Origin of the sequence: Bacillus sp. MSP13, from assembly GCF_000815295.1 — a bacterium.
Classification (GTDB): Bacteria; Bacillota; Bacilli; order Bacillales; family Bacillaceae; genus Bacillus; species Bacillus vallismortis.
Genome location: NZ_JXAQ01000004.1, coordinates 135764 through 161474 on the forward strand (window position 1 = coordinate 135764; position 25711 = coordinate 161474).

The 25711-nt window shown below is 43.8% G+C and carries 22 protein-coding genes and 1 pseudogene; all 23 read left to right on the forward strand.

The features are described 5' to 3' along the window. Window positions 1-7: 7 nt before the first annotated feature. Window positions 8-2128 carry a polyribonucleotide nucleotidyltransferase gene (pnp, locus tag SC79_RS04070; protein WP_010328001.1) on the forward strand — a complete coding sequence of 707 codons (2121 nt, stop codon included), beginning with the start codon at window positions 8-10 and terminating at the stop codon, window positions 2126-2128. A 118-nt stretch (window positions 2129-2246) separates the two neighbouring features. Continuing rightward, window positions 2247-3206, forward strand: a complete 960-nt coding sequence (locus SC79_RS04075) for a polysaccharide deacetylase family protein (protein WP_039073990.1) — start codon at window positions 2247-2249, stop codon at window positions 3204-3206. A gap of 39 nt (window positions 3207-3245) precedes the next feature. Continuing rightward, entirely contained in the window at window positions 3246-4475 is a 1230-nt protein-coding gene (locus SC79_RS04080; protein ID WP_039073991.1) for a M16 family metallopeptidase, read from the forward strand. Window positions 4476-4744: 269 nt separating this feature from the next. Next, the gene (locus SC79_RS04085; RefSeq protein ID WP_010327998.1) at window positions 4745-5002 is read left to right on the forward strand and encodes a YlmC/YmxH family sporulation protein; all 258 of its coding nucleotides are present in this window, start codon (window positions 4745-4747) and stop codon (window positions 5000-5002) included. 187 nt (window positions 5003-5189) lie between these two features. Further along, window positions 5190-6083 carry a dipicolinic acid synthetase subunit A gene (gene dpaA, locus SC79_RS04090; protein ID WP_039073992.1) on the forward strand — a complete coding sequence of 298 codons (894 nt, stop codon included), beginning with the start codon at window positions 5190-5192 and terminating at the stop codon, window positions 6081-6083. Between the two features lie 2 nt (window positions 6084-6085). Next, on the forward strand, window positions 6086-6688 hold the full coding sequence (gene dpaB, locus SC79_RS04095) for a dipicolinate synthase subunit B (RefSeq protein WP_039073993.1): 603 nt from the start codon (window positions 6086-6088) through the stop codon (window positions 6686-6688). A 125-nt stretch (window positions 6689-6813) separates the two neighbouring features. Then, window positions 6814-7854, forward strand: a complete 1041-nt coding sequence (gene asd / locus SC79_RS04100) for an aspartate-semialdehyde dehydrogenase (protein WP_039073994.1) — start codon at window positions 6814-6816, stop codon at window positions 7852-7854. 91 nt (window positions 7855-7945) lie between these two features. Further along, window positions 7946-9160, forward strand: a complete 1215-nt coding sequence (gene dapG / locus SC79_RS04105) for an aspartate kinase (RefSeq protein WP_039073995.1) — start codon at window positions 7946-7948, stop codon at window positions 9158-9160. Window positions 9161-9190: 30 nt separating this feature from the next. Continuing rightward, window positions 9191-10063: a 4-hydroxy-tetrahydrodipicolinate synthase gene (gene dapA, locus SC79_RS04110; RefSeq protein WP_039073996.1), complete on the forward strand. Its 873-nt coding sequence runs from the start codon at window positions 9191-9193 to the stop codon at window positions 10061-10063. A gap of 177 nt (window positions 10064-10240) precedes the next feature. Continuing rightward, window positions 10241-11907 (forward strand): annotated as a pseudogene (rnjB, locus tag SC79_RS04115) (ribonuclease J2). 115 nt (window positions 11908-12022) lie between these two features. Further along, window positions 12023-12760 carry a translocation-enhancing protein TepA gene (gene tepA, locus SC79_RS04120; RefSeq protein WP_010327991.1) on the forward strand — a complete coding sequence of 246 codons (738 nt, stop codon included), beginning with the start codon at window positions 12023-12025 and terminating at the stop codon, window positions 12758-12760. Next, window positions 12757-12969: a TepA modulator TepJ gene (gene tepJ / locus SC79_RS04125; RefSeq protein ID WP_039073997.1), complete on the forward strand. Its 213-nt coding sequence runs from the start codon at window positions 12757-12759 to the stop codon at window positions 12967-12969. The genes tepA and tepJ overlap by 4 nt, the downstream gene beginning before the upstream one ends. Window positions 12970-13099: 130 nt before the next feature. After that, window positions 13100-15463, forward strand: coding sequence for a DNA translocase SpoIIIE (gene spoIIIE, locus SC79_RS04130; protein ID WP_039073998.1), 2364 nt, complete (start codon window positions 13100-13102; stop codon window positions 15461-15463). Window positions 15464-15610: 147 nt separating this feature from the next. Further along, window positions 15611-16336 (forward strand): GntR family transcriptional regulator, encoded by a 726-nt coding sequence (locus tag SC79_RS04135; protein ID WP_039073999.1) that lies wholly within the window; start codon window positions 15611-15613, stop codon window positions 16334-16336. A gap of 138 nt (window positions 16337-16474) precedes the next feature. After that, a complete protein-coding gene (gene bcbE / locus SC79_RS04140) occupies window positions 16475-17686 on the forward strand; it encodes a bacillibactin exporter BcbE (RefSeq protein ID WP_082022558.1) in 1212 nt (403 codons plus the stop codon). Between the two features lie 504 nt (window positions 17687-18190). Continuing rightward, window positions 18191-19471 (forward strand): EF-P 5-aminopentanol modification-associated protein YfmF, encoded by a 1281-nt coding sequence (yfmF, locus tag SC79_RS04145; protein ID WP_039074000.1) that lies wholly within the window; start codon window positions 18191-18193, stop codon window positions 19469-19471. Continuing rightward, window positions 19468-20754 (forward strand): EF-P 5-aminopentanol modification-associated protein YfmH, encoded by a 1287-nt coding sequence (yfmH, locus tag SC79_RS04150; RefSeq protein WP_039074001.1) that lies wholly within the window; start codon window positions 19468-19470, stop codon window positions 20752-20754. The genes yfmF and yfmH overlap by 4 nt, the downstream gene beginning before the upstream one ends. A 54-nt stretch (window positions 20755-20808) precedes the next feature. Beyond that, window positions 20809-21537, forward strand: a complete 729-nt coding sequence (gene ymfI, locus SC79_RS04155; RefSeq protein WP_039074002.1) for an elongation factor P 5-aminopentanone reductase — start codon at window positions 20809-20811, stop codon at window positions 21535-21537. Window positions 21538-21617: 80 nt separating this feature from the next. Next, window positions 21618-21875: a DUF3243 domain-containing protein gene (locus SC79_RS04160; protein ID WP_010327983.1), complete on the forward strand. Its 258-nt coding sequence runs from the start codon at window positions 21618-21620 to the stop codon at window positions 21873-21875. Window positions 21876-22004: 129 nt separating this feature from the next. Further along, the gene (locus SC79_RS04165) at window positions 22005-22796 is read left to right on the forward strand and encodes a DUF3388 domain-containing protein (protein ID WP_010327982.1); all 792 of its coding nucleotides are present in this window, start codon (window positions 22005-22007) and stop codon (window positions 22794-22796) included. Window positions 22797-22814: 18 nt separating this feature from the next. Further along, entirely contained in the window at window positions 22815-23729 is a 915-nt protein-coding gene (gene rodZ, locus SC79_RS04170; protein ID WP_039074003.1) for a cell shape determination protein RodZ, read from the forward strand. 49 nt (window positions 23730-23778) lie between these two features. Next, window positions 23779-24360, forward strand: a complete 582-nt coding sequence (pgsA, locus tag SC79_RS04175) for a CDP-diacylglycerol--glycerol-3-phosphate 3-phosphatidyltransferase (protein WP_039074004.1) — start codon at window positions 23779-23781, stop codon at window positions 24358-24360. Between the two features lie 18 nt (window positions 24361-24378). Beyond that, window positions 24379-25629 (forward strand): competence/damage-inducible protein A, encoded by a 1251-nt coding sequence (locus SC79_RS04180; RefSeq protein ID WP_039074005.1) that lies wholly within the window; start codon window positions 24379-24381, stop codon window positions 25627-25629. The last annotated feature ends 82 nt before the right edge of the window (window positions 25630-25711 follow it).

Genomic DNA, 25711 nt, shown 5'->3' on the forward strand with positions numbered 1-25711 from the left:
TAATTGTATGGGACAAGAAAAACATGTCTTTACCATAGATTGGGCCGGCAGAACGCTTACCGTTGAAACCGGCCAGCTTGCCAAACAGGCAAACGGTGCTGTGATGATCCGTTACGGTGATACAGCAGTGCTTAGTACAGCAACTGCTTCAAAAGAGCCAAAACCGCTTGATTTCTTCCCGCTTACTGTAAACTATGAGGAAAGATTATATGCGGTAGGGAAAATTCCGGGCGGATTTATTAAAAGAGAAGGACGCCCGAGCGAAAAGGCAATTCTCGCCAGTCGTTTAATCGACCGTCCGATCCGTCCTTTGTTTGCTGATGGATTCCGTAATGAGGTTCAAGTTATCAGCATTGTCATGAGTGTTGACCAAGACTGCTCTTCTGAAATGGCTGCTATGTTCGGTTCATCTCTTGCTCTTTCTGTATCGGATATTCCGTTTGAAGGGCCGATTGCAGGGGTTACTGTCGGGCGCATTGATGACAAATTTATCATTAATCCGACAGTCGATCAGCTTGAAAAAAGCGATATCAATCTTGTGGTGGCCGGTACGAAAGATGCCATTAACATGGTAGAAGCAGGCGCGGACGAGGTTCCTGAGGAAACGATGCTTGAAGCCATTATGTTCGGCCATGATGAGATTAAACGCCTGATTGCATTCCAAGAAGAAATTGTAGCTGCAGTTGGCAAAGAAAAATCAGAAATTGCGCTATATGAAATTGATGAAGAGCTTAGTGAAAAAGTAAAAGCTTTAGCAGAAGAGGATCTGCTGAAAGCTATCCAGGTTCATGAAAAGCATGCCCGAGAAGATGCCATTAATGAAGTGAAAAATACCGTTGTGGCAAAATTCGAGGATGAAGAGCATGATGAAGACACAATCAAACAAGTGAAGCAGATTTTATCCAAGATGGTGAAAAATGAAGTTCGCCGCTTGATTACTGAAGAGAAAGTAAGACCGGACGGCCGCGGTGTCGATCAAATCCGCCCGCTTTCTTCTGAGGTCGGCCTCTTGCCAAGAACGCACGGATCAGGGCTATTTACAAGGGGACAAACACAGGCCCTCAGCGTATGTACGTTAGGCGCTCTAGGTGATGTGCAAATCCTTGACGGCTTAGGTGTGGAAGAGTCGAAACGGTTTATGCATCATTACAATTTCCCGCAATTCAGCGTTGGGGAAACAGGGCCAATGCGCGGACCGGGACGCCGTGAAATCGGACACGGAGCACTGGGTGAGCGAGCGCTTGAGCCAGTTATTCCGTCTGAAAAAGACTTCCCTTACACTGTCCGTCTTGTGTCAGAAGTGCTGGAATCAAACGGTTCTACGTCTCAAGCAAGTATTTGCGCAAGCACACTTGCAATGATGGATGCCGGTGTACCGATCAAAGCCCCGGTTGCAGGTATTGCGATGGGTCTTGTTAAATCAGGCGAACATTACACTGTTCTGACCGATATTCAAGGCATGGAAGACGCGCTTGGAGATATGGACTTTAAAGTAGCCGGAACTGATAAAGGCGTAACGGCGCTGCAAATGGATATTAAAATCGAAGGCCTTTCCAGAGAGATTCTTGAAGAAGCGCTGCAGCAGGCGAAAAAAGGAAGAATGGAAATCCTTGACAGTATGCTTGCGACATTAAGCGAATCACGAAAAGAGCTTTCTCAATATGCGCCTAAGATTTTAACAATGGCCATTAATCCTGATAAGATCCGCGATGTCATCGGGCCAAGCGGAAAACAAATCAATAAAATCATTGAAGAAACCGGTGTTAAAATTGATATTGAACAGGACGGCACCATCTTTATTTCTTCAACAGATGAAAGCAGCAACCATAAAGCGAAAAAAATCATCGAAGACCTTGTCAGAGAGGTTGAAGTCGGCCAGCTTTATCTAGGTAAAGTGAAACGAATCGAAAAATTCGGGGCTTTTGTTGAAATTTTCAGCGGAAAAGACGGTTTGGTGCACATCTCAGAGCTTGCGCTTGAACGCGTAGGGAAAGTTGAAGATGTTGTGAAAATCGGGGACGAGATCCTTGTCAAGGTCACTGAAATTGATAAACAAGGACGAGTCAATTTGTCCCGTAAAGCGGTGCTCCGTGAAGAGAAAGAAAAAGAAGAACAACAACAATCTTAAATGAAAACATAAAAGGAGCCTGGGAGACCCGGCTTCTTTATTTTGAAGCTTTTAAAAAAGCTGACGGGTTCTACCTTGTCCTTCTCCTTCATAATGTGAGGTGAGGGGGGGACAGAACATGTACAAAAAATTTGTGCCGTTTGCCGTGTTTCTATTTCTGTTTTTTGTTTCATTTGAGATGATGAAAAATCCGTATACACTTGATTATATAGGGGCTATGAAAAAAGATACGGTGACTGTCACGGCATCTAAAGACCCGTTATATGAAGAATTGCTTCAAAAAGCGCCTGAGTACGAAGTGAAGCCCCAGGATGCCAGAATCGATAAGGTGTGGAAAAGTATTCCTGGTTACAATGGGTTAAAGGTCAATATAGAAAAATCATATAAAAAAATGAAAAAGCAAGGCGAGTTTCGGGAAAGTAATCTAGTGTACAGCCAAGTAAAACCAACCGTTCATCTTGAGTCTCTTCAACCTGAGCCTATTTATAAAGGAAATCCAGACAAACCGATGGTGTCTTTTTTAATCAATGTGGCATGGGGAAATGAGTGTTTAGAAAAAATGCTCCCTATTTTGCAAAAGCATCAGGTCAAGGCTACGTTCTTTTTAGAAGGCAATTGGGTGAGGAAAAATGAACAGCTCGCTAAGAAGATTGCGGAAGATGGACATGAGATAGGAAATCATTCATACAATCATCCGGATATGAGCAAACTGACTACAGAAAGAATTTCCGAACAGCTCGACAAGACAAATGAGCAAATAGAAAAAACGATCGGTGTTAAGCCGAAGTGGTTTGCTCCGCCGAGCGGAAGTTTTCGAAAAGCGGTCGTCGACATTGCAGCTGAGAAACAGATGGGAACAGTCATGTGGACAGTTGATACGATCGATTGGCAAAAACCGGCTCCGTCTGTACTTCAAACGAGAGTGTTAAGCAAGATACATAATGGTGCCATGATTTTAATGCATCCGACTGACCCTACGGCGGAAAGTCTTGAAGCGCTGATTACAAAGATAAAAGATAAAGGATACGCGCTTGGAACAGTCACCGAACTAATGGATGAAACAAGACTGTTGAAGTAACAGTTACAGGTAGCTTGTCTTTGAATAGGAGGAACAAATTTGATGAAACGATATACGTGTCAAAATGGTGTAAGAGTTGTGCTGGAAAATAACCCGACAGTCCGTTCTGTTGCGATTGGCGTGTGGATCGGCACAGGTTCGCGGCATGAAACACCGGAGATCAACGGGATTTCTCACTTTTTAGAGCATATGTTCTTTAAAGGGACGAGCACAAGATCTGCACGTGAGATAGCAGAATCTTTTGATCGTATTGGCGGTCAGGTTAATGCGTTTACCTCAAAGGAATATACGTGCTACTATGCAAAAGTGCTTGACGAGCATGCGAATTACGCGCTGGACGTATTAGCAGATATGTTCTTTCATTCAACGTTTGATGAAAACGAGCTGAAAAAAGAAAAAAATGTAGTATATGAAGAGATTAAAATGTACGAAGATGCGCCGGACGATATTGTGCATGATTTACTGAGCAAAGCCACTTACGGCAATCATTCTTTAGGCTACCCGATTCTAGGCACAGAAGAAACGCTTGATTCCTTCAACGGTGATTCTCTCAGACAATACATGCATGATTATTATACACCGGACCGAGTGGTAATTTCGGTAGCGGGCAATATATCTGAAAGCTTTATCAAAGATGTAGAAAAATGGTTCGGATCATACGAAGCGAAAGGCAAAGCGACAGGCCTTGCAAAGCCTGAGTTCTACACGGAAAAACTGACGAGAAAAAAAGAAACAGAGCAGGCTCATTTATGCCTTGGTTTTAAAGGCCTAGAGGTTGGCCATAAAAGCATTTATGATTTAATCGTCCTGAATAATGTGCTCGGAGGCAGCATGAGCAGCCGGCTGTTTCAAGATGTCCGCGAAGATAAAGGGCTCGCTTATTCTGTTTACAGCTATCACAGCTCTTATGAGGACGGCGGAATGCTTACCATTTACGGCGGGACCGGTGCAAATCAGCTTCATCAGCTGTCAGAAACCATTCAAGAAACCCTTGCCACATTAAAACGCGAGGGGATTACCTCGAAGGAGCTGGAAAACAGCAAAGAGCAAATGAAAGGAAGCTTGATGCTGAGCTTAGAAAGCACAAACAGCAAAATGAGCCGAAATGGGAAAAATGAACTGCTGCTTGGCAAACATAAAACATTAGATGAAATCATCAAGGAATTAAACGCCGTGAACTTAGAGCGGGTCAACGGCCTTGCCAGACAGTTATTTACTGAAGACTATGCATTGGCGCTCATCAGCCCTTCCGGCACTATACCGTCTTAACAAGGAAAAGCCTGTACCATAACGGAGCAGGCTTTTCAGCATATGGATAAATCCTCGCATTCGTTGCCTGCGCGCGGCGCTCACGAATGAGAACTTTTGCTCCGCTCCAATGCGTCTTTCCTAGTTCTCCATTTTCAATCACGCAGAAAAAATGCAACCCCAAACTAAAAGTGTTTGAGGATCTTGTCAATAACTGAATGCCTGCCTCCGTTAAACGGCAGGCATTTTTCCCCCTCTTTAATCATACATAGTACAAGGGGGTGACAGACATGCGGCTCAGTGAATTATCAGGGAAGGAAATTGTAGACATCAAGAGAGCTGAACGGCTGGGAGTGCTAGGACAGACAGATTTAGAAATTAATGAACAGGATGGACAGATTACGGCACTTCTCATTCCGACAGTTAAGTGGTTTGGTTTGAGAAAACAAGGCCATGGCATTCGTGTCCCCTGGCATCATATTCAAAAAATCGGCTCCGATATGATTATATTAGACGTACCTGAGGAAATATCTCCTCGGCAAGAGTGAATGAAAAAGCCCAAAAGAATGTAGAGAGCGCCCTAAAGTAAACTGATGAAACACCGGCTTCGGCAGCCGGTGTTTTTTTGTGTGAAAAAAGCGCGTTTTAATTCACCGGTCCTCCCTTTCCATCATAAGATGAAGGGGAGCTTAACAACTAGAGATCCAGTATATACAAAGAAGGTGAACGTTTAACATGTTAACCGGATTGAAAATTGCAGTTATCGGCGGTGACGCAAGACAGCTCGAAATTATAAGAAAGCTCACTGAACAGCAGGCTGATATTTATCTTGTTGGTTTTGACCAATTGGATCACGGTTTTACTGGAGCAGTAAAATGCTATATTGATGAAATTCCTTTTCAGCAAATTGACAGTGTTATTCTCCCAGTATCAGCAACAACAGGAGAAGGTGTCGTATCGACTGTATTTTCGAATGAAGAGGTTGTGTTAAAACAGGAGCATCTCGACAAAACGCCTGCACACTGCATCATTTTTTCAGGAATTTCTAACGCCTATTTAGAAAGCATTGCAGCTCAAGCAAACAGAAAACTTGTTAAGCTGTTTGAACGGGATGACATTGCGATATACAATTCTATTCCGACAGTAGAAGGAACGATTATGCTGGCTATTCAGCACACGGATTATACGATACACGGATCTCAGGTGGCCGTTCTCGGCCTGGGGCGCACCGGGATGACGATTGCCCGTACATTTGCCGCGCTCGGAGCGAATGTAAAAGTGGGGGCAAGAAGTTCAGCGCATCTGGCGCGTATTACTGAAATGGGACTCGTTCCTTTTCATACCGATGAGCTGAAAGAACATGTGAAAGATATAGATATTTGTATTAATACAATACCGAGTATGATTTTAGATCAAAAGGTGCTTTCTAGCATGACACCAAAAACCTTAATATTGGATCTGGCCTCACGTCCCGGAGGCACGGATTTCAAATTTGCCGAAAAACAGGGAATTAAAGCACTTCTTGCCCCTGGTCTTCCAGGAATTGTCGCTCCTAAAACAGCTGGGCAAATCCTCGCGAACGTCTTGAGCAAGCTATTGGCTGACATACAAGCTGAGGAGGGGAAATAAGCATGTCGTCATTAAAAGGAAAAAGAATTGGGTTTGGACTCACGGGATCACACTGCACATACGAAGCGGTTTTTCCGCAAATCGAGGCACTGGTTAACGAAGGGGCGGAAGTCCGGCCGGTTGTCACGTTTAATGTAAAATCCACAAATACCCGATTTGGCGAAGGAGCGGAATGGGTTCGTAAAATAGAAGACCTGACCGGATATGAGGCCATCGATTCGATTGTAAAGGCTGAGCCCCTTGGGCCGAAGCTGCCCCTTGACTGCATGATCATTGCTCCCTTAACCGGAAACTCAATGAGCAAGTTTGCAAATGCCATGACAGACAGTCCGGTGCTGATGGCGGCAAAAGCGACAATTCGGAACAATCGGCCGGTCGTTCTTGGCATCTCGACAAATGATGCTCTCGGTTTAAACGGAACAAATTTAATGAGACTCATGTCAACAAAAAACATCTTTTTTATTCCATTTGGGCAAGATGATCCATTTAAAAAACCGAATTCAATGGTAGCCAAAATGGACCTGCTTCCGCAAACCATTGAAAAGGCGCTTATGCATCAACAGCTTCAGCCGGTCCTGGTTGAGAATTATCAGGGAAATGACTAAATTTACAGAAAATCTTACCCAAACTAAAAAATTCGGTCATCACCCGCATATTCTATGGTAAAATAAAACGTAAAATCATAGTCAAATCAATTCAATGAGGCTGATTGGCGGAAGGAGTTTTACAGATGGGAAGAGGTTTACACGTAGCTGTTGTCGGAGCGACAGGGGCTGTAGGACAACAAATGCTGAAAACACTTGAAGACAGAAACTTTGAAATGGACACACTTACATTGCTATCTTCAAAACGCTCTGCGGGGACAAAAGTCACGTTTAAAGGCGAAGAGCTGACTGTTCAAGAAGCTACTCCTGAGAGCTTTGAAGGGATAAATATTGCTTTGTTCAGCGCCGGTGGAAGCGTATCACAGGCATTGGCACCAGAAGCTGTAAAACGCGGCGCTATATGTATCGATAATACGAGTGCGTTCCGTATGGACGAAAATACACCGCTTGTTGTGCCTGAAGTGAATGAGGCAGACTTGCGTGAACACAACGGCATCATTGCCAATCCGAACTGCTCTACAATCCAAATGGTTGCGGCCCTTGAACCGATCCGCAAAGCATACGGTTTAAACAAAGTCATCGTATCAACGTACCAGGCGGTATCAGGAGCAGGAAATGAAGCTGTAAAAGAGCTTTACAGCCAAACACAGGCGATTTTAGACCAAGAAGAAATTGAGCCTGCGATCATGCCTGTAAAAGGTGACGAAAAGCACTATCAAATCGCCTTCAACGCGATTCCACAAATTGATAAATTCCAAGATAACGGCTATACGTTTGAGGAAATGAAAATGATAAATGAAACGAAAAAAATCATGCACATGCCTGACCTTCAAGTAGCGGCTACATGTGTGAGACTGCCAATTCAAACTGGACACTCAGAGTCCGTCTACATCGAGGTAGACCGTGATGACGCTACGGTTGAAGATATCAAAAATCTTTTAAAAGAAGCTCCGGGCGTGACGCTTCAGGACGACCCAAGCCAGCAGCTTTATCCGATGCCTGCTGATGCCGTTGGCAAAAATGATGTGTTTGTTGGCCGCATTCGCAAAGACTTGGACAGAGCAAACGGTTTTCATTTATGGGTTGTTTCTGATAACCTGTTAAAAGGCGCGGCATGGAACTCTGTTCAGATTGCAGAAAGCCTGAAAAAACTAAACCTCGTATAAAAGAGAGAATTTCCCAAAGACGAATAGAAGAGAGTAAGGCGCTATCAGCCTGCTCTCTTCTGTTACGTCCGAATAATTTGGAGTGAAAACAGTGAAGATAATTGTTCAAAAGTTCGGCGGAACATCTGTAAAAGATGATAAAGGCCGGAAACTGGCTTTAGAGCATATTACAGAAGCAATCAGTGAAGGATATAAGGTTGTCGTTGTCGTTTCAGCGATGGGCCGGAAAGGAGACCCATATGCAACGGATTCTTTGCTTGGGCTGCTTTACGGCGATCAGTCAGCGATTTCTCCGAGAGAGCAGGATTTGCTTTTATCATGCGGAGAAACCATTTCCTCTGTCGTCTTTACAAGCATGCTGCTTGATAACGGTGTGAATGCAGCTGCGCTGACAGGGGCTCAGGCTGGCTTTTTAACGAATGATCAGCATACCAATGCAAAAATCCTTGAAATGAGACCGGAGCGTTTATTCAGTGTGCTCGCGAATCATGACGCTGTAGTCGTCGCAGGGTTCCAGGGCGCAACTGAAAAGGGTGATACAACTACGATCGGCAGAGGGGGCAGCGATACGTCCGCAGCCGCACTCGGCGCAGCGGTTGACGCGGAATACATCGATATTTTCACCGATGTAGAAGGTGTGATGACTGCTGACCCAAGAGTAGTAGAAAATGCGAAACCGCTTCCTGTCGTGACGTATACGGAAATTTGCAACCTGGCGTATCAAGGGGCAAAGGTCATTCATCCGCGGGCCGTGGAGATTGCGATGCAGGCCAAGGTTCCGATCCGCGTCCGTTCGACTTATTCAAAAGATAAAGGCACACTGGTGACATCACATCACTCTTCCAAAGTCGGAAGCGATGTTTTTGAAAGGCTGATTACGGGAATTGCCCATGTCAAAGATGTCACGCAGTTCAAAGTGCCAGCGAAAATCGGCCAGTATAACGTTCAGACTGAAGTGTTCAAGGCAATGGCGAATGCGGGAATCAGTGTCGATTTCTTCAACATTACACCTAGTGAAATCGTATATACGGTGGCCGGGAATAAAACAGAAACAGCTCAGCGCATTTTAATGGATATGGGCTATGATCCGATGGTTACGAGAAATTGCGCAAAGGTTTCGGCAGTCGGAGCGGGCATTATGGGTGTTCCTGGTGTCACGTCAAAAATTGTTTCGGCTCTTTCAGATAAAGAAATTCCGATTCTTCAATCGGCTGACAGCCATACGACGATATGGGTGCTTGTCCATGAAGCCGATTTAGTTCCTGCTGTAAACGCTTTGCATGAAGTGTTTGAACTTTCCAAGTAAATGTGATTGAATCATGATGAGGTGAATAAAATGAATTTCGGAAATGTGTCTACAGCGATGATTACACCTTTTGACAATAAAGGGAACGTAGACTTTCAAAAACTGTCTACACTGATTGATTACTTGTTAAAAAACGGAACGGATTCTTTAGTAGTGGCGGGAACAACTGGGGAGTCGCCAACCCTTTCCACTGAAGAAAAAATTGCGCTTTTTGAATATACGGTAAAAGTAGTAAACGGACGGGTGCCGGTTATCGCGGGTACTGGAAGCAACAACACGAAAGATTCCATTAAGCTGACAAAAAAAGCTGAGGAAGCTGGCGTTGACGCGGTCATGCTCGTTACGCCGTATTACAATAAACCTTCTCAAGAAGGGATGTACCAGCATTTTAAAGCAATTGCGGCAGAAACGTCTCTTCCTGTCATGCTGTATAATGTGCCGGGCCGCACAGTCGCTTCCCTCGCTCCGGAAACGACGATTCGTTTGGCGTCAGACATTCCGAATGTTGTTGCGATTAAAGAAGCGAGCGGAGACCTCGAAGCGATTACGAAGATTGTTGCGGAAACGCAGGAAGACTTTTCTGTCTATTCAGGGGATGACGCCTTGACGCTTCCTATTCTCTCAGTCGGAGGAAGAGGAGTGGTGTCAGTCGCGAGCCATATTGCAGGCTCTGATATGCAGCAAATGATCAAAAATTATACGAATGGGCAAACAGCTAATGCGGCACTGATCCATCAGAAACTGCTGCCGATTATGAAGGAACTGTTTAAAGCGCCTAACCCGGCTCCTGTCAAAACAGCGCTTCAGCTGAGAGGCCTTGATGTCGGATCAGTGCGGCTTCCTCTTATTCCGCTAAGCGAAGATGAACGGCTGAGCTTAAGCAGCACGATCAGCGAACTGTAAGAAAAATTCATACAGTGGAACAAACGCGGTCATTCTCACATTTAGCTGAGTTTGACCGTTTCTTATACATATTGGTTTTCCCTAAACCTTCTGCTTTATCTTGTTTTCTAAATTTACTTTCAGTTATAATAGGAACAAGTGATGATGGACGGGTATGAGACTAGGAGGATATAGATTTTGAAAAAGAAAAATACAGAAAACGTTAGAATTATCGCCCTTGGCGGTGTCGGAGAAATTGGGAAGAACCTTTATGTCATCGAAATTGACTCAGACATATTTGTCGTTGATGCCGGCCTTATGCATCCAGAAAACGAAATGCTCGGTATTGATGTAGTGATTCCTGACATATCATATTTGATTGAACGGGCTGACCGCGTCAAGGCCATCTTTTTAACACATGGGCATGATGAAAATATCGGCGGCGTTTTTTACTTATTAAACAAGCTGTCCGTTCCAGTGTATGGAACAAAACTGACGCTTGCGCTATTAAGAGAAAAGTTAAAACAATACGGACATAACCGAAAATCTGATTTAAGAGAAATTCACTCCAAATCTGTCATTACATTTGAATCGACTAAAGTATCGTTCTTTAGAACAATTCACAGCATCCCTGATTCAGTAGGTGTGAGTTTTAAAACATCACTTGGATCTATTGTATGCACGGGCGATTTCAAATTTGACCAAACACCTGCGCTTAATCAAATCTGTGACATTGGCGAGATCGCCAAGATCGGAAATAGCGGCGTGCTTGCCCTGCTATCTGACAGTGCAAATGCGGAACGTCCGGGACATACACCTTCGGAAGCAGCTGTCAGCGGAGAAATTTCGGACGCGCTGTATAATTCAGAGAACCGGGTCATTGTTGCTGTTTTCGCATCTAATATTAACCGGATTCAGCAAGTCATTCATGCAGCGTCTCAAAATGGAAGAAAGATTGCCATCGCCGGAAAAAATCTTCAATCTATCTTGCAGCTGGCAAGAAAGCTCGGCTATATTGAAGCGGATGATGAATTGTTTATTTCTGTGCAGGATGTTAAAAAATATCCGAAGCGTGAAGTGGCCATTATAACTGCCGGCAGCCAAGGTGAACCGTTAGCTGCCCTGACAAGAATGGCAAACAAGGCTCACAAACAGCTGAATATTGAAGAAGGGGATACAGTTGTCATTGCGTCCACACCAATCCCTGGACAGGAACTCATTTATTCGAAAACAGTAGATCTTCTTGCGAGAGCCGGAGCGCAAGTCATCTTTGCCCAAAAGCGTGTCCATGTTTCTGGCCACGGCTCACAAGAAGAGTTAAAGCTGATGATCAATCTGCTTAAACCAACTTATTTAATTCCTGTAAACGGCGAATACAGAATGCAAAAAGCTCATTCGAAAATCGCTGAAGAAACCGGCATGAAGCGCAGTGACATCTTCTTAATTGAAAAAGGAGACGTCGTTGAATTTCGCGGCCAGAACGTAAAAATTGGGGATAAAGTTCCGTATGGCAATATTTTAATTGATGGTTTAGGTGTCGGTGATATCGGTAATATCGTACTGAGAGACCGCCGTTTGCTTTCACAGGACGGAATCTTAATCGTTGTCATTACACTTGATAAAAAAATAAACATCTTGTATCCGGACCAGAAATTATCACACGCGGTTTTGTTTATGTAAGAGAGTCTGAAGGCCTTATCGTACAGGCTACTGAACTTGTCCGTTCCATCGTGACAGAAGCGACTGAAACATCAAATGTGGAATGGTCAACGCTGAAGCAGGCGATGCGGGATGCTTTGAACCAATTCCTATATGAAAAAACGAAACGTAAACCGATGATCATCCCAATTATTATGGAAGTATAATGTCAGACGAAAGACCGGAGCTGCTCCGGTCTTTATTTTTTGCCTTGTAAACCGGGGATTGAATGCAGTGACTTTGTTCATAATACAAAGAGAAACTCGGAAAGGGTGAAAGCAAATGGATCATCGTATGGAAAACACAGAAGAAGAGCGTCCTGAAAAAAATGATGCGAAGGACAGCATTATGAATAAAATACAGCAGCTTGGTGAAACGGCGCTCCCCCAGCTGCCTCAAGATACAAATATTCATTGTCTGACCATTATCGGACAAATAGAAGGCCATGTTCAGCTTCCTCCGCAAAACAAAACAACCAAATATGAGCATGTGATCCCGCAGATTGTCGCAATTGAACAGAATCCCAAAATTGAAGGCCTGCTGATTATATTAAATACTGTCGGAGGAGATGTTGAAGCAGGTCTTGCAATAGCAGAAATGCTCGCATCTTTATCAAAACCGACTGTTTCCATTGTGCTTGGCGGAGGACATTCCATCGGCGTTCCGATTGCCGTATCCTGTGATTACAGCTATATCGCTGAAACAGCAACAATGACCATTCATCCGGTTCGGCTGACCGGATTGGTAATCGGCGTGCCGCAAACGTTTGAATACCTGGATAAAATGCAAGAAAGAGTTGTTAATTTTGTGACTAGCCACTCCAATATAACCGAAGAGAAGTTTAAAGAGCTGATGTTTTCAAAAGGAAATTTAACACGCGACATCGGAACAAATGTTGTCGGCAAGGATGCAGTTGAATACGGATTAATCGATCACGCAGGCGGTGTCGGGCAGGCGATCAATAAACTGAATGAGCTTATTGAGGAAGCAAGGGAAGAAGAAGGACGGATGATTCAATGATACTGTATACCGTGATGCCGCAGGAAATTGTGTTTGCAGAACAGAACCAGGAGACAAACATACACGAGCAGATTGAGTATAAAGGTGTGCCGCTTCTTGTCGAGATGAAAGGCAATGAAGCGGAAGTCATTCAAATCATGAGCACAAATCCAATGCATTTTCTGCACCCAGACATTTCTCCGGGACAAAAGCTGAAATTAAACGTATAAGATTCCAACCCTTTTTTAAGGGCAAAATATGCTATAATAGGGGAATCCTACAGAAAAAACGCAGCCTGTAAACGGCTGCTTTCTTCATTATGTATGAACTTACATTTTTTAACGCAGTAAGGTGATGAGTGTGGCAAAGAAAAAACGAAAAACAAGAAAAAAACAGGCGAAACAGCTCAATATAAAGTTCGAACTAAACGGATTGCTGTGTATCGCCATTTCCATTATCGCGATTCTGCAGCTGGGAGTAGTCGGGCAAACCTTTATCTATTTGTTCCGCTTTTTTGCTGGAGAATGGTTTATTTTATGCTTGTTAGGTTTATTGGTCTTAGGAGTCTCGCTGTTTTGGAAGAAGAAAACGCCAAGCCTATTAACGAGACGAAAGGCCGGATTGTATTGTATTATCGCAAGCATATTGCTGCTTTCTCACGTGCAGCTGTTTAAAAACTTGACGCACAAGGGGTCGATTGAGTCCGCAAGCGTGGTGCGCAACACGTGGGAATTGTTTTTGATGGACATGAACGGCAGTTCCGCTTCACCTGATTTAGGCGGAGGAATGATCGGAGCGTTGCTGTTTGCGGCTTCACACTTTTTATTTGCGTCAACCGGTTCTCAGATTATGGCGATTGTCATGATTTTAATTGGAATGATTTTAGTCACTGGGCGATCTCTTCAAGAAACGCTGAAAAAGTGGATGAGTCCGATTGGCCGCTTTATAAAAGAGCAATGGTTTGCATTTATTGATGATATGAAATCCGTCAAAACAAATATGAAGTCATCGAAAAAAACGAAAGCTCCTAGCAAAAAGAAAAAGCCGGCCCGCAATAAACAGCAAATGGAACAAAAGCCTCCTGATGATGAGGAGGACCCGGAAACGGCATCGCCTCTCCTTCATTCAGAGCCGATTATCTCAAGCTTTTCAGATCGTAACGAAGATGAAGATTCTTCAGTCGTAGAACAACGCGCTGAATCTGTATCAGAGCCGCTTCAGGACATCCAAACGGAGACAGGTGACCAAGAAGCTGTTTCTGCTCCCGCAATGACCTTTACAGAGCTTGAAAATAAAGATTACGAAATGCCGTCACTGGATTTACTGGCCGATCCAAAGCATACCGGCCAGCAGGCTGACAAAAAGAATATATATGAAAATGCAAGAAAGCTCGAACACACCTTTCAAAGCTTTGGGGTAAAGGCGAAAGTTACACAAGTTCATCTAGGTCCGGCGGTAACAAAATATGAGGTATATCCTGATGTCGGAGTGAAGGTTAGTAAAATTGTCAATTTAAGTGATGATTTAGCGCTTGCACTTGCTGCGAAGGATATCAGGATAGAGGCGCCTATACCAGGGAAATCAGCGATTGGAATTGAGGTTCCGAACGCAGAAGTGGCGATGGTATCGCTGAAGGAAGTGCTGGAGTCTAAATTGAATGACAGGCCTGATGCAAAGCTGCTAATCGGACTCGGCCGCAATATTTCAGGTGAAGCTGTACTGGCGGAGTTAAACAAGATGCCTCACCTTTTAGTCGCAGGCGCAACCGGAAGCGGGAAGAGTGTGTGTGTCAATGGCATTATTACGAGTATTTTGATGCGCGCGAAACCGCATGAAGTGAAAATGATGATGATCGATCCTAAAATGGTAGAGCTGAATGTCTACAACGGAATTCCGCATCTGCTTGCACCAGTCGTAACCGACCCGAAAAAAGCGTCACAGGCCTTGAAAAAGGTTGTCAATGAAATGGAGCGGCGTTACGAATTATTTTCTCATACAGGTACAAGAAATATTGAAGGATACAATGATTATATAAAACGCTCTAACAATGAAGAAGAAGCGAAGCAGCCGGAGCTGCCCTATATCGTAGTCATTGTGGACGAGCTTGCCGACCTCATGATGGTCGCTTCATCTGATGTGGAAGATTCAATTACAAGGTTGTCTCAAATGGCGCGGGCTGCCGGCATCCACCTCATTATTGCAACACAGCGGCCGTCGGTTGACGTTATCACAGGGGTCATTAAAGCGAATATTCCGTCACGAATCGCGTTTAGCGTATCTTCACAGACGGATTCAAGGACGATTCTTGACATGGGTGGTGCTGAGAAGCTGCTAGGCCGCGGCGATATGCTGTTTTTGCCTGTCGGGGCTAACAAACCTGTCCGTGTACAGGGAGCATTTTTGTCGGATGACGAAGTGGAGAAGATCGTCGACCATGTGATTACGCAGCAGAAAGCGCAATATCAGGAGGAGATGATTCCTGAGGAGACAACGGAAACCCATTCCGAGGTGACCGATGAACTTTATGATGAAGCTGTTGAATTAATCGTCGGCATGCAGACGGCATCTGTTTCCATGCTGCAAAGAAGATTTAGAATCGGTTATACGAGAGCGGCCCGCCTCATTGACGCAATGGAGGAACGAGGCGTTGTCGGGCCATATGAAGGCAGCAAACCGAGGGAAGTTCTATTATCCAAAGAGAAATATGACGAACTCTCTTCTTAATGAAGGGAGTTTGTTATATTTGAATTTGGTCACCAATAATAACATTATGTAAACTAAAACCTTTCTATTTATTTTTTCGACAAAACATGATATAGTTGTCCCAATTGTTCAATAATTTTTATCGAAAGTGGTTTACGGAGGGAAAACATGTCTACAAAAGCTGATAATCGGCACTTGTATTTAAAAGTAATTGAACGAATCAAAGAGGATATTAAAAATGGAATCTACACTGAGAAGGAAAAGCTGCCTTCCGAATTTGAGCTTTCTAAAAAGCTTGGTGTCAGCAGAGCGACGCTAAGAGAAGCCTTGCGGATCCTTGAAGAAGAGCATGTGATTATCAGAAGGCATGGTGTAGGCACTTTTGTCCATTCTAAGCCGTTATTTCTTTCGGGCATTGAACAGCTGAACAGTGTAACCAAGATGATAGAACAGGCGAATATGACGCCTGGCACGATTTTTTTATCATCGCAAGTGCTTATGCCGTCTGAGGATGATATCAAGAGATTTCACTTGGAAGAGGGACAAGAACTTTTTTATCTCGAACGTGTCAGGACAGCTAACGGACAGCCGATTGTGTATTGTATAGACAAAATTCCGATGAATATTCTGCCGGATTCTTTTTCTCATCAGCAAGAATCTATGTTTGATTTGCTTGAGAAAAATTCAGGCTCCGTGATCAGCTATGCTGTGACTGATATTGAGCCAATCGGCTATCATGATACCATTTCTCCAGTGCTTGAATGCGATCCGGAAACAGCTCTATTGCTGTTAAAACAAACCCATTACGATCAGCACGATAAACCGGTGCTTTACTCCTTAAATTATTTTAGAGCGGATAAATTCAGATTTCATGTTTTACGTAAACGATTCTAAAACGGACGCCTGTGATGTGTCTGTTTTTTTATTTGGGCTGATTCATGTTTCTTTGTACATACTTTCACTCCGGTTAACGCAACATATAAGGGATGACAAGAAAGTGAATGGGTGAAAATGTTGAGAAAGAAAAATGGAATGAAACATATTATTGCATTGTCTTCCGTACCGCTTGTGATGACACTTGGGAATTCCATGCTGATTCCCGTTCTGCCGATGATGGAGAAAAAACTCTCGGTGACTTCATTTCAAGTATCTTTAATCATAACTGTATATTCGGTAGTGGCAATTATTTGCATTCCGATTGCGGGGTATCTGTCAGATCGATTCGGGAGGAAAAAAATATTGCTTCCGTGTCTCCTCATTGCAGGATTGGGAGGGGCGGTGGCTGCTTTTGCCTCAACCTATATGAAAAACCCGTACGCTATGATTTTGGCGGGACGGGTACTTCAAGGCGTCGGTTCTGCAGGGGCCGCTCCTATCGTCATGCCGTTTATCGGCGATTTGTTTGAAGGAGACGATGAAAAGGTCAGCGCCGGTCTTGGCGATATTGAAACCGCCAACACGTCAGGGAAGGTACTGAGTCCCATACTCGGCGCCTTATTGGCTACCTGGTACTGGTTTGTACCGTTTTGGTTTATTCCGTTTTTCTGTTTGATCAGCTTTTTGCTCGTGTTGTTTCTGGTGGCTAAACCTGAAAAAGATGAAGATGCGCCCGCGGTGTCTGAGTTTATTAAGAATGTGCGAAAAATCTTTAAGCAAGACGGACGCTGGCTTTATACGGTCTTTATTATCGGGTGTGTCATTATGTTTTTGCTATTCGGCGTCTTATTTTATTTATCAGATACGCTGGAGAAGAAGTATGCCATTGACGGAGTGGCTAAAGGCGGTTTACTGGCGATCCCGCTTTTATTTTTATCAACCAGTTCCTATATAGCTGGAAAAAATATTGGCAAAGATAAAGGCCGAATGAAGTTTTGTGTGGTTACAGGAATGATTATGTTAACCCTTTCGTTTATAGCTTTGTGGTGGAACCATAGTTTTTATTTTTTATTTGTCTTTTTAAGTTTTGGCGGAATTGGGATCGGGATGGCGCTTCCTGCTTTAGATGCACTGATAACCGAAGGGATTGAAAGTGAGGAATGCGGAACCATTTCGTCCTTTTACAATAGCATGCGCTTTATAGGAGTAGCTCTCGGCCCCCCTGTTTTTGCTGCATTAATGTCTAAAGCAAACTGGCTTATTTTCATTCTATCGGCGTTTTGCAGTATCGTTGCTTTATTCTTAGTCATCTTCACTGTGGATACGAAAAAAAGTGAAGAGGAAGAAAAAAACTTAGGGACGGTCTAGCCAACCGTCTCAGCGTGTCGACAAACCCTCGCATTCGTTGTCAGGCCTGCGCGTCGGTGCTCACGAATTACGAAAGGAACGGCGGGCTAAATGCTTAGGCGTCCTGCCTAAACACCGCCGTCATCACATCCTGTGAAAGTCTGCTCCGATGTTCGTCCTTCTTAGACTTCAGGGGTTTTCAATCACGCTGAAAAGATGACAAAGTCATAAAACAAAAACCGTTTTATGACTTTATCAACAATCTGGGACGGTCTAGCCAACCGTCTTTTTTGCTATTATCGAAAATCTTCTCTCTCCTGCAATGTCCAACTGTCGTTCTGCAGCCGCAACCAGCTGTCTTTCAGTTGAAAATGGATTAATCTAGCAGCCTCCGTTCAGTCAGACGGAGGTTATTGTTTCCTTATAAATCCTACAGTTGCTATAATTACATGAAAGAGTGATTCTGCGTATGCTGAAAATGGGTCATAATACATACTAATAAGAAATGAACGAAGGAGGTTCCATATGTCATATGTAAATGAAATCAAAACAAAGCACGGCGGTTTAACCGCGCACATTGTAAAAACAGAAAAATTCAAAACCGTCTCGCTTATTTTTAAAATGCTTGCGCCGCTGACAAAGGAGCAAGTCACCAAAAGGGCGCTGCTTCCGCATGTGCTCCTTCGCGGCACAAAAAAACATCCGAAAACCGCAGAATTACGTTCTTATTTAGATGAACTGTACGGCACGTCCGTTTCGGCTGATCTTTCAAAAAAAGGAGAGCGGCACGTTATTACGTTCAGGCTTGAAATCCCGAATGAAAAGTATTTAAAAGACCAAACGCCGCTTCTTGAAAAGGGACTGAAGCTTCTTGCAGAAATTGTCTTTTCGCCAGCTCTAGAGGGAGGCACTTTTCAATCGCAATATGTGACTCAGGAAAAACGGACGCTCAAACAAAGAATCCAAGCGGTTTATGATGATAAAATGCGCTACTCAAATTTAAGGCTGATACAGGAAATGTGCAAAAACGAGCCTTACGCGCTCCATGTCAACGGGGAAATTGAAGATGTCGAAGCCATTACGGCTGATCAATTATATGAAACATACAAAAGCGCTATCCAACAAGACCAGCTTGATCTTTATGTTGTTGGCGATGTGGACAGCAACCAAGTGCAAGCGTCAATCGACAAGTATTTTCAAACAGAAGAGCGCGGCCTTGGGGCGATGGGAAACAATCACGCCGAGCAAAACGCACAGCCTAAAGAAGTGATTGATGAAGAAGATGTCAAACAAGGAAAGCTGAATATCGGCTACCGCACCAGCATCACTTATACGGATCGGGATTATCCTGCCTTACAAGTGTTTAACGGGCTGTTTGGCGGATTCTCTCACTCCAAGCTTTTCATCAATGTTCGGGAAAAAGCCAGTCTTGCTTACTACGCCGCTTCGCGTATAGAAAGCTTTAAAGGCTTGTTGATGGTGATGTCGGGCATTGAAGTGGAAAATTATGAACAGGCTGTTTCTATTATTGCTGAGCAATTTCAAGCAATGAAAAACGGCGACTTTAGTGAGCAGGATATCGCTCAGACAAAGGCTGTCATTCGAAATCAAGTGCTGGAAACCATTGATACTGCGTACGGTTTATCGGAATTTTTATATCAGCAGGCCGCTGCCCAAGTCGACGTTCCAATTGAAGATTTTCTCGCCAATATTGATCAGGTCACAAAAGAGGATATCATGAAAGCTGGCGAAAAGATTCAGCTTGATACGACTTATTTCTTAAAAGGGACGGAGGGTGCATCTTGATCAAACCAATCAAATATGAACAGCTTCAGGAGACACTGTACCATGAAAAAATGCCAAACGGCCTTGATGTTTACGTTTTGCCGAAAAAAGGCTTCAACAAGACGTATGCGGTCTTTACTACAAAGTATGGCTCTATAGATAACCGATTTGTCCCTTTAGGCAAAAATGAGATGGTTCATGTGCCGGACGGCATCGCCCATTTTCTTGAGCATAAGCTGTTTGAAAAAGAGGACGGAGACGTTTTTCAAGATTTCAGCAAACAGGGCGCTTCTGCCAATGCGTTTACGTCATTTACAAGAACCGCTTATCTTTTCTCAAGCACATCGAATGTTGAACGCAATTTAGAGACGCTAATTGATTTTGTGCAGGATCCGTATTTTACTGAAAAAACGGTTGAGAAGGAAAAAGGGATTATCGGGCAGGAGATTAACATGTATGACGACAATCCTGATTGGAGGCTTTACTTCGGGGTCATTGAAAACATGTACAAAGAACATCCTGTCAAAATTGATATAGCCGGAACGGTGGAAAGCATTTCGCCTATCACGAAAGACCTTCTGTATGAATGCTATGAAACGTTTTATCACCCGAGTAACATGCTCCTCTTCATTGTAGGGCCTGTAGATCCTGAAGCGATCATTTCTCAGGTAAGAGAAAATCAGGAGAGAAAGCCATATACTGACCAGCCGGAGATCCAACGAGAGGAAGTACAGGAACAAGAAGCGGTGTTCCGCAAAGAAAAAGAGATCAAAATGAACGTGCAGGGACCGAAATGCCTGGTCGGGCTAAAATCAAAGAACCCGTATAGATTAGGCAAAGAGCTGTTAAAGCATGAACTTTCTATGAACTTATTGCTTGAAGCTCTTTTCGGCAAAAGCTCTGCCCAGTATGAATCACTTTATGAAAAAGGATTTATTGACGAAACGTTCAGCTTTGATTTTACTGCTGAATATGGGTTCGGTTTTGCAGCGATTGGCGGCGATACGCCCGATCCTGATCGATTGGCTGAAGACATTTCAAGCATGCTTCTGCGCGCCGGTGAATTGATTACTGCTGAAAAGATTGAACTTGCCAGAAAGAAAAAGATCGGTACATTCTTAAAAGCGCTGAATTCACCTGAGTACATTGCAAATCAATTTACCCGTTATGCTTTCTTGGATATGAGCCTGTTTGATGTCGTATCGGTTCTCGAACAAATTACCCTCGAGGATGTCCGGCAAGTCATACAAGAGGAAATGGCTGCGGATAGACTGACTGTCTGCAAGGTTGTTCCTAAATCATAAACAAAACATCCCTCCAGTGTGAGGGGTGTTTTTCTGCGGAAAGAAGGAAAGAGGATGAATAAAACAGCACTCATTACCGGAGCAAGTGGCGGCATCGGCAAAAGCATAAGCGAAACGCTTGCGGCAGAGGGATACAATCTGCTGCTGCATTACCATACAAATCAAAACGCGGCAGCGGCGCTTGCTGAAAAACTTAAAGAGGCGTATGGTGTGCATGCTGAGATCTTGCAAGCCGATCTGTCCGCACCGGAAGGAGCAGATAAGCTGACAAATTTAATTGTTCAGCCAATTGATGCCATTATTTTAAATAGCGGAAAAAGCCATTTTGGGCTAATTACGGATGTAGATAATGCAACGGTTCAGGAAATGGTTCAGCTCCACGTGGCGAGTCCGTATATGCTGACGAGAAACCTTCTTCCAGGGATGATCCGGAATAGATCCGGGGCAATTGTTGCTGTCAGCTCTATTTGGGGAGAAACTGGAGCATCTTGTGAAGTGCTGTACAGTATGGCAAAGGGAGCCCAACACTCGCTTGTGAAAGGACTGGCTAAGGAGCTGGCGCCAAGCGGAATCAGAGTAAACGCCGTAGCGCCGGGCGCGGTTGATACAAATATGATGAATCAATTTTCTCCGCCTGAAAAAGAAGAGATTGCAGATGATATTCCGATCGGCCGGCTGGCCCGGCCGCAAGAAATTGCGGATGCAATAGCTTTTCTCTTGTCTGAAAAAGCGTCATATATCACCGGACAAATTCTGTCGGTGAATGGCGGCTGGCATTGCTGATCCGAAAATATTCGGTGTATAGTATCTTTTGTGAAGGACACAATAAGCTTGTAACTTCACATGAAATGGAGGAAAAGAGCATGTCAGTATTAGAAAACTGGGATAGCTGGAAAAACTTCCTTGGCGACCGTTTGAACTATGCGCAAGATAAAGGCATGAGCCAGGATACCATTACAGAACTTGCGACAGAAATAGGCGGTTACTTGGCAAATGAAGTGGAATCTAAGAACGAGCAGGAAAAAGTGCTGGCAGATCTTTGGAGCGTTGCATCAAAAGATGAACAGCGCGCCATTGCCAATATGATGGTTAAGCTTGTTGAAAATAACAGCACGCACTAGCAAGAGAGGAGATTTTTCCTCTCTTTTTTATGTTTTCCTCGTCACAGCAACATTCTTCTTTCTAATTAGAGAAAAATGCTTTATGATAAAGGAAGGTAAAATTTTGCCACAATGAAGGGGGTATATCATTTGGCAAAGCTCGAATGGTATTTTGAATATGAAATTCAAGTCAACCGCCCCGGACTGCTCGGGGATATTTCATCTCTTCTTGGGATGCTATCTATTAACATTGTAACGATTAACGGCGTCGACCTTTCCAGAAGGGGAATGCTTCTCAGGTGCCGCCATATAGATCAAATCAAGCGATTAGAATCAATCTTAAAAACGATGGAAACAATTAAAGTAACGAAGCTGCGAGAACCGAGGCTTCGCGACCGTCTTGCGGTACGCCACGGCCGCTACATACAAAGGGATGCCGATGACAAAAAAACGTTCCGCTTTGAACGGGACGAGCTAGGCTTATTAGTCGATTTCATGGCGGAATTGTTCAAAAAAGAAGGCCATAAATTAATCGGGATCCGGGGGATGCCGCGTGTCGGAAAAACGGAATCGATTGTGGCCTCTAGTGTATGTGCAAGCAAAAGGTGGCTGTTTGTGTCATCAACTTTGCTAAAGCAGACGATAAGAAGCCAGCTGATCGCCGATGAATACAGCACTGAAAATGTCTTTATCGTTGACGGAATTGTGTCAACAAGAAGAGGATCAGAACGCCATCTCCAGCTGGTCAGAGAAATCATGAGACTGCCTGCAACAAAAGTGGTGGAGCATCCGGACATATTCGTTCAAAACACAGAGTATACACTAGATGACTTTGATTATATTATTGAACTGAGAAATGGCCCCGATGAGGTTATTACATATGAACATGCTGAAGAACCCCAAATGTTTGATCAATCCGGGTTTTCAAGCTTTGATTTTTAAAATTGGAAGGTGTTTGTTGTGACTGAACTAGGAATCCGGCTGAAAGAGGCCAGAGAGGAAAAAGCAATGTCATTGGATGATCTCCAAGCGGCAACAAAGATTCAAAAAAGGTATTTAACCGCCTTGGAGGAAGGAAACTATGACATTATTCCGGGGAAGTTTTATGTTCGGGCATTCATTAAGCAATATGCTGAAGCCGTTGGGCTTGATGCCGATCAGCTGTTTGAGGAGCATAAAAAAGATATCCCGAATACGTATCATGACGATGTGTCTGAAAAAATTTCCGGCATGAAGCTTCAAAAGGAAATGCCAAAGCCAGCATCTAGAGTGCTGGACTTGCTGCCAACGATACTGGTGATTCTCGGCGTGATTGTCGTGATTGCGATTGTGTACGCGATCATACAATTTGCGATCCATAAAAGCAGTGAGGGTGACAATGCAGCTTCAGAAAAATCAATTACGCAAAGTGAAAGCAAGTATGAAATCCCTAAAGATTCTACGCTAAAAGAGAATCAAAATAACAGCTCTGAAAAAGAGGAAGACACTAAAAAAGAAACAAAAGAAAATGAAGATCAAAAAGAAGAAAATGACAGTGAAAAACTGGAGATGAAAGCAACTGGCACTGAAGGATCGTTAACGACTTATGAAGTGTCCGGCGCTGACAAAATCGAGCTTGAACTGAAGGCATCAGACAGCTCTTGGATTCGGGTGCGTGATGAAAACAGCAGCTCTTTAAAAGAGGGAACGCTGAAAAAAGACGAAACCTATAAAAAAGATATAACTGATCAGAAACAAGTTGAGATCCGCACCGGATATGCACCTAATCTGAAAATAAAAATCAACGGCAAGGTTCTTTCCTATGAACTTGATCCGAAAAAAGTGATGGCACAAACGATTAAGATTGTAAATAAAAAGGAAGAAAAGTCATCTTAATTACCAGATGACTTTTCTTCACGTCCGAGTATGAAATTGGAGGGGCTTTATGTTTAACTTACCAAATAAAATTACACTAGCTAGAATCGCATTAATCCCAATCTTCATGATTATCATGCTGGCGCCGTTTGACTGGGGCAGGCTGGAATTTGGAGACGAATCGATCCCGGTCGCACATTTGGCGGGTGCCATTCTATTTATTGTTGCATCCACAACAGACTGGGTGGACGGGTACTATGCCCGAAAGCTGAATCTCGTGACAAACTTCGGGAAATTTCTTGATCCGCTTGCGGACAAACTGCTTGTATCCGCGGCGTTAATTATCCTTGTTCAATTTGATCTTGCTCCTGCTTGGATGGTCATTGTGATTATCAGCAGGGAGTTTGCCGTGACAGGTTTAAGGCTTGTCTTAGCCGGAACAGGAGAAGTGGTAGCTGCTAATATGCTTGGTAAAATTAAAACATGGGCACAAATCATTGCGGTTTCAGCATTGCTTCTTCATAATCTTCCGTTTGAACTCGTGTCATTCCCGTTTGCTGACTTGGCGCTATGGGTAGCCGTCTTCTTTACTGTCGTCTCAGGTTGGGAATATTTCTCGAAAAACTGGGAAGCGTTAAAAACAACCAATTAAGAAAGAAGGACTTACGTCATGGAATTTCCAAAGAAAGCAGAAATTATTGCAGTCGGTTCTGAGCTGTTGCTTGGCCAAATCGCCAATACAAATGCTCAATTTATCAGCAAACAGCTTGCTGACATCGGAGTGAACGTATTTTATCATACAGCAGTCGGAGATAATCCGGAGCGGCTGAAGCAGGTCATTCGCATTGCTGAAGAACGCTCTGACTTCATTATTTTTTCAGGAGGTCTCGGGCCGACAAAAGATGATCTGACGAAAGAAACGATTGCAAATGCGCTGGGACGTCCGCTTGTGTTAGATGATGAGGCGTTCCAATCCATTGAGGACTATTTCAAACGGACCAAACGCACGATGTCACCTAATAACCGAAAACAGGCGCTTGTGATCGAAGGATCTGACGTACTGGCAAATCACTTCGGAATGGCGCCGGGAATGCTCCTAGAGCACGATTCGCGCTTTTATATGCTTCTTCCTGGGCCGCCAAGCGAATTGCGTCCCATGTTTGAAAACGAGGCAAAGTCTCTTCTGCTGAAAAAGATGGGCTCAAATGAAAAAATCGTATCAACCGTTCTTCGTTTTTTCGGTATCGGCGAATCTCAGCTTGAAGCTGATTTAGAAGATATTATTGATGCGCAAACCAATCCGACAATCGCTCCTTTGGCAGCCGACGGAGAGGTGACGCTGCGTCTGACAGCCAAACATGCTGACGAAAAGGAAACGGAGCGTCTGCTAAAAGAAACAGAGGCTGTTATCTTAGAGCGTGTAGGAGAATTTTTCTATGGCTACGATGATACTTCCCTAGTAAAAGAGCTTTCTAAAGCATGTAAGGAAAAAGGCATTACAATTGCCGCGGCAGAAAGTTTTACCGGCGGGCTGTTTTCTGAATGGCTGACGGACCTTAGCGGTGCTTCAACATTGTTTGCCGGCGGCATCGTTTGCTATACAAACGACGTGAAGGAGCATGTGCTTAGCGTCAAGAAGGATACATTAGACCGTTTTGGAGCGGTCAGCAAAGAGTGCGCATTAGAGCTGGCAAAAGGTGTTCAACAGCTCACTGGCAGCGATATCGGCATCAGTTTTACCGGTGTAGCAGGTCCTGATACTCAAGAAGGGCATGAGCCTGGACATGTGTTTATCGGCATTTCAGCAAATGGAACAGAAGAGGTTCACGAGTTTCATTTTGCGGGGTCCAGAACGGGAATCAGAAAACGCGGCGCCAAATACGGCTGCCATTTACTCTTGAAGCTTTTAGAGCAAAAATAATATTTTCAGCACATTATCCTCCTAAAAAACATGATTTCTCTGATACATGATGGTATTTTGATAGAAATCTGCCAAGAAAAAA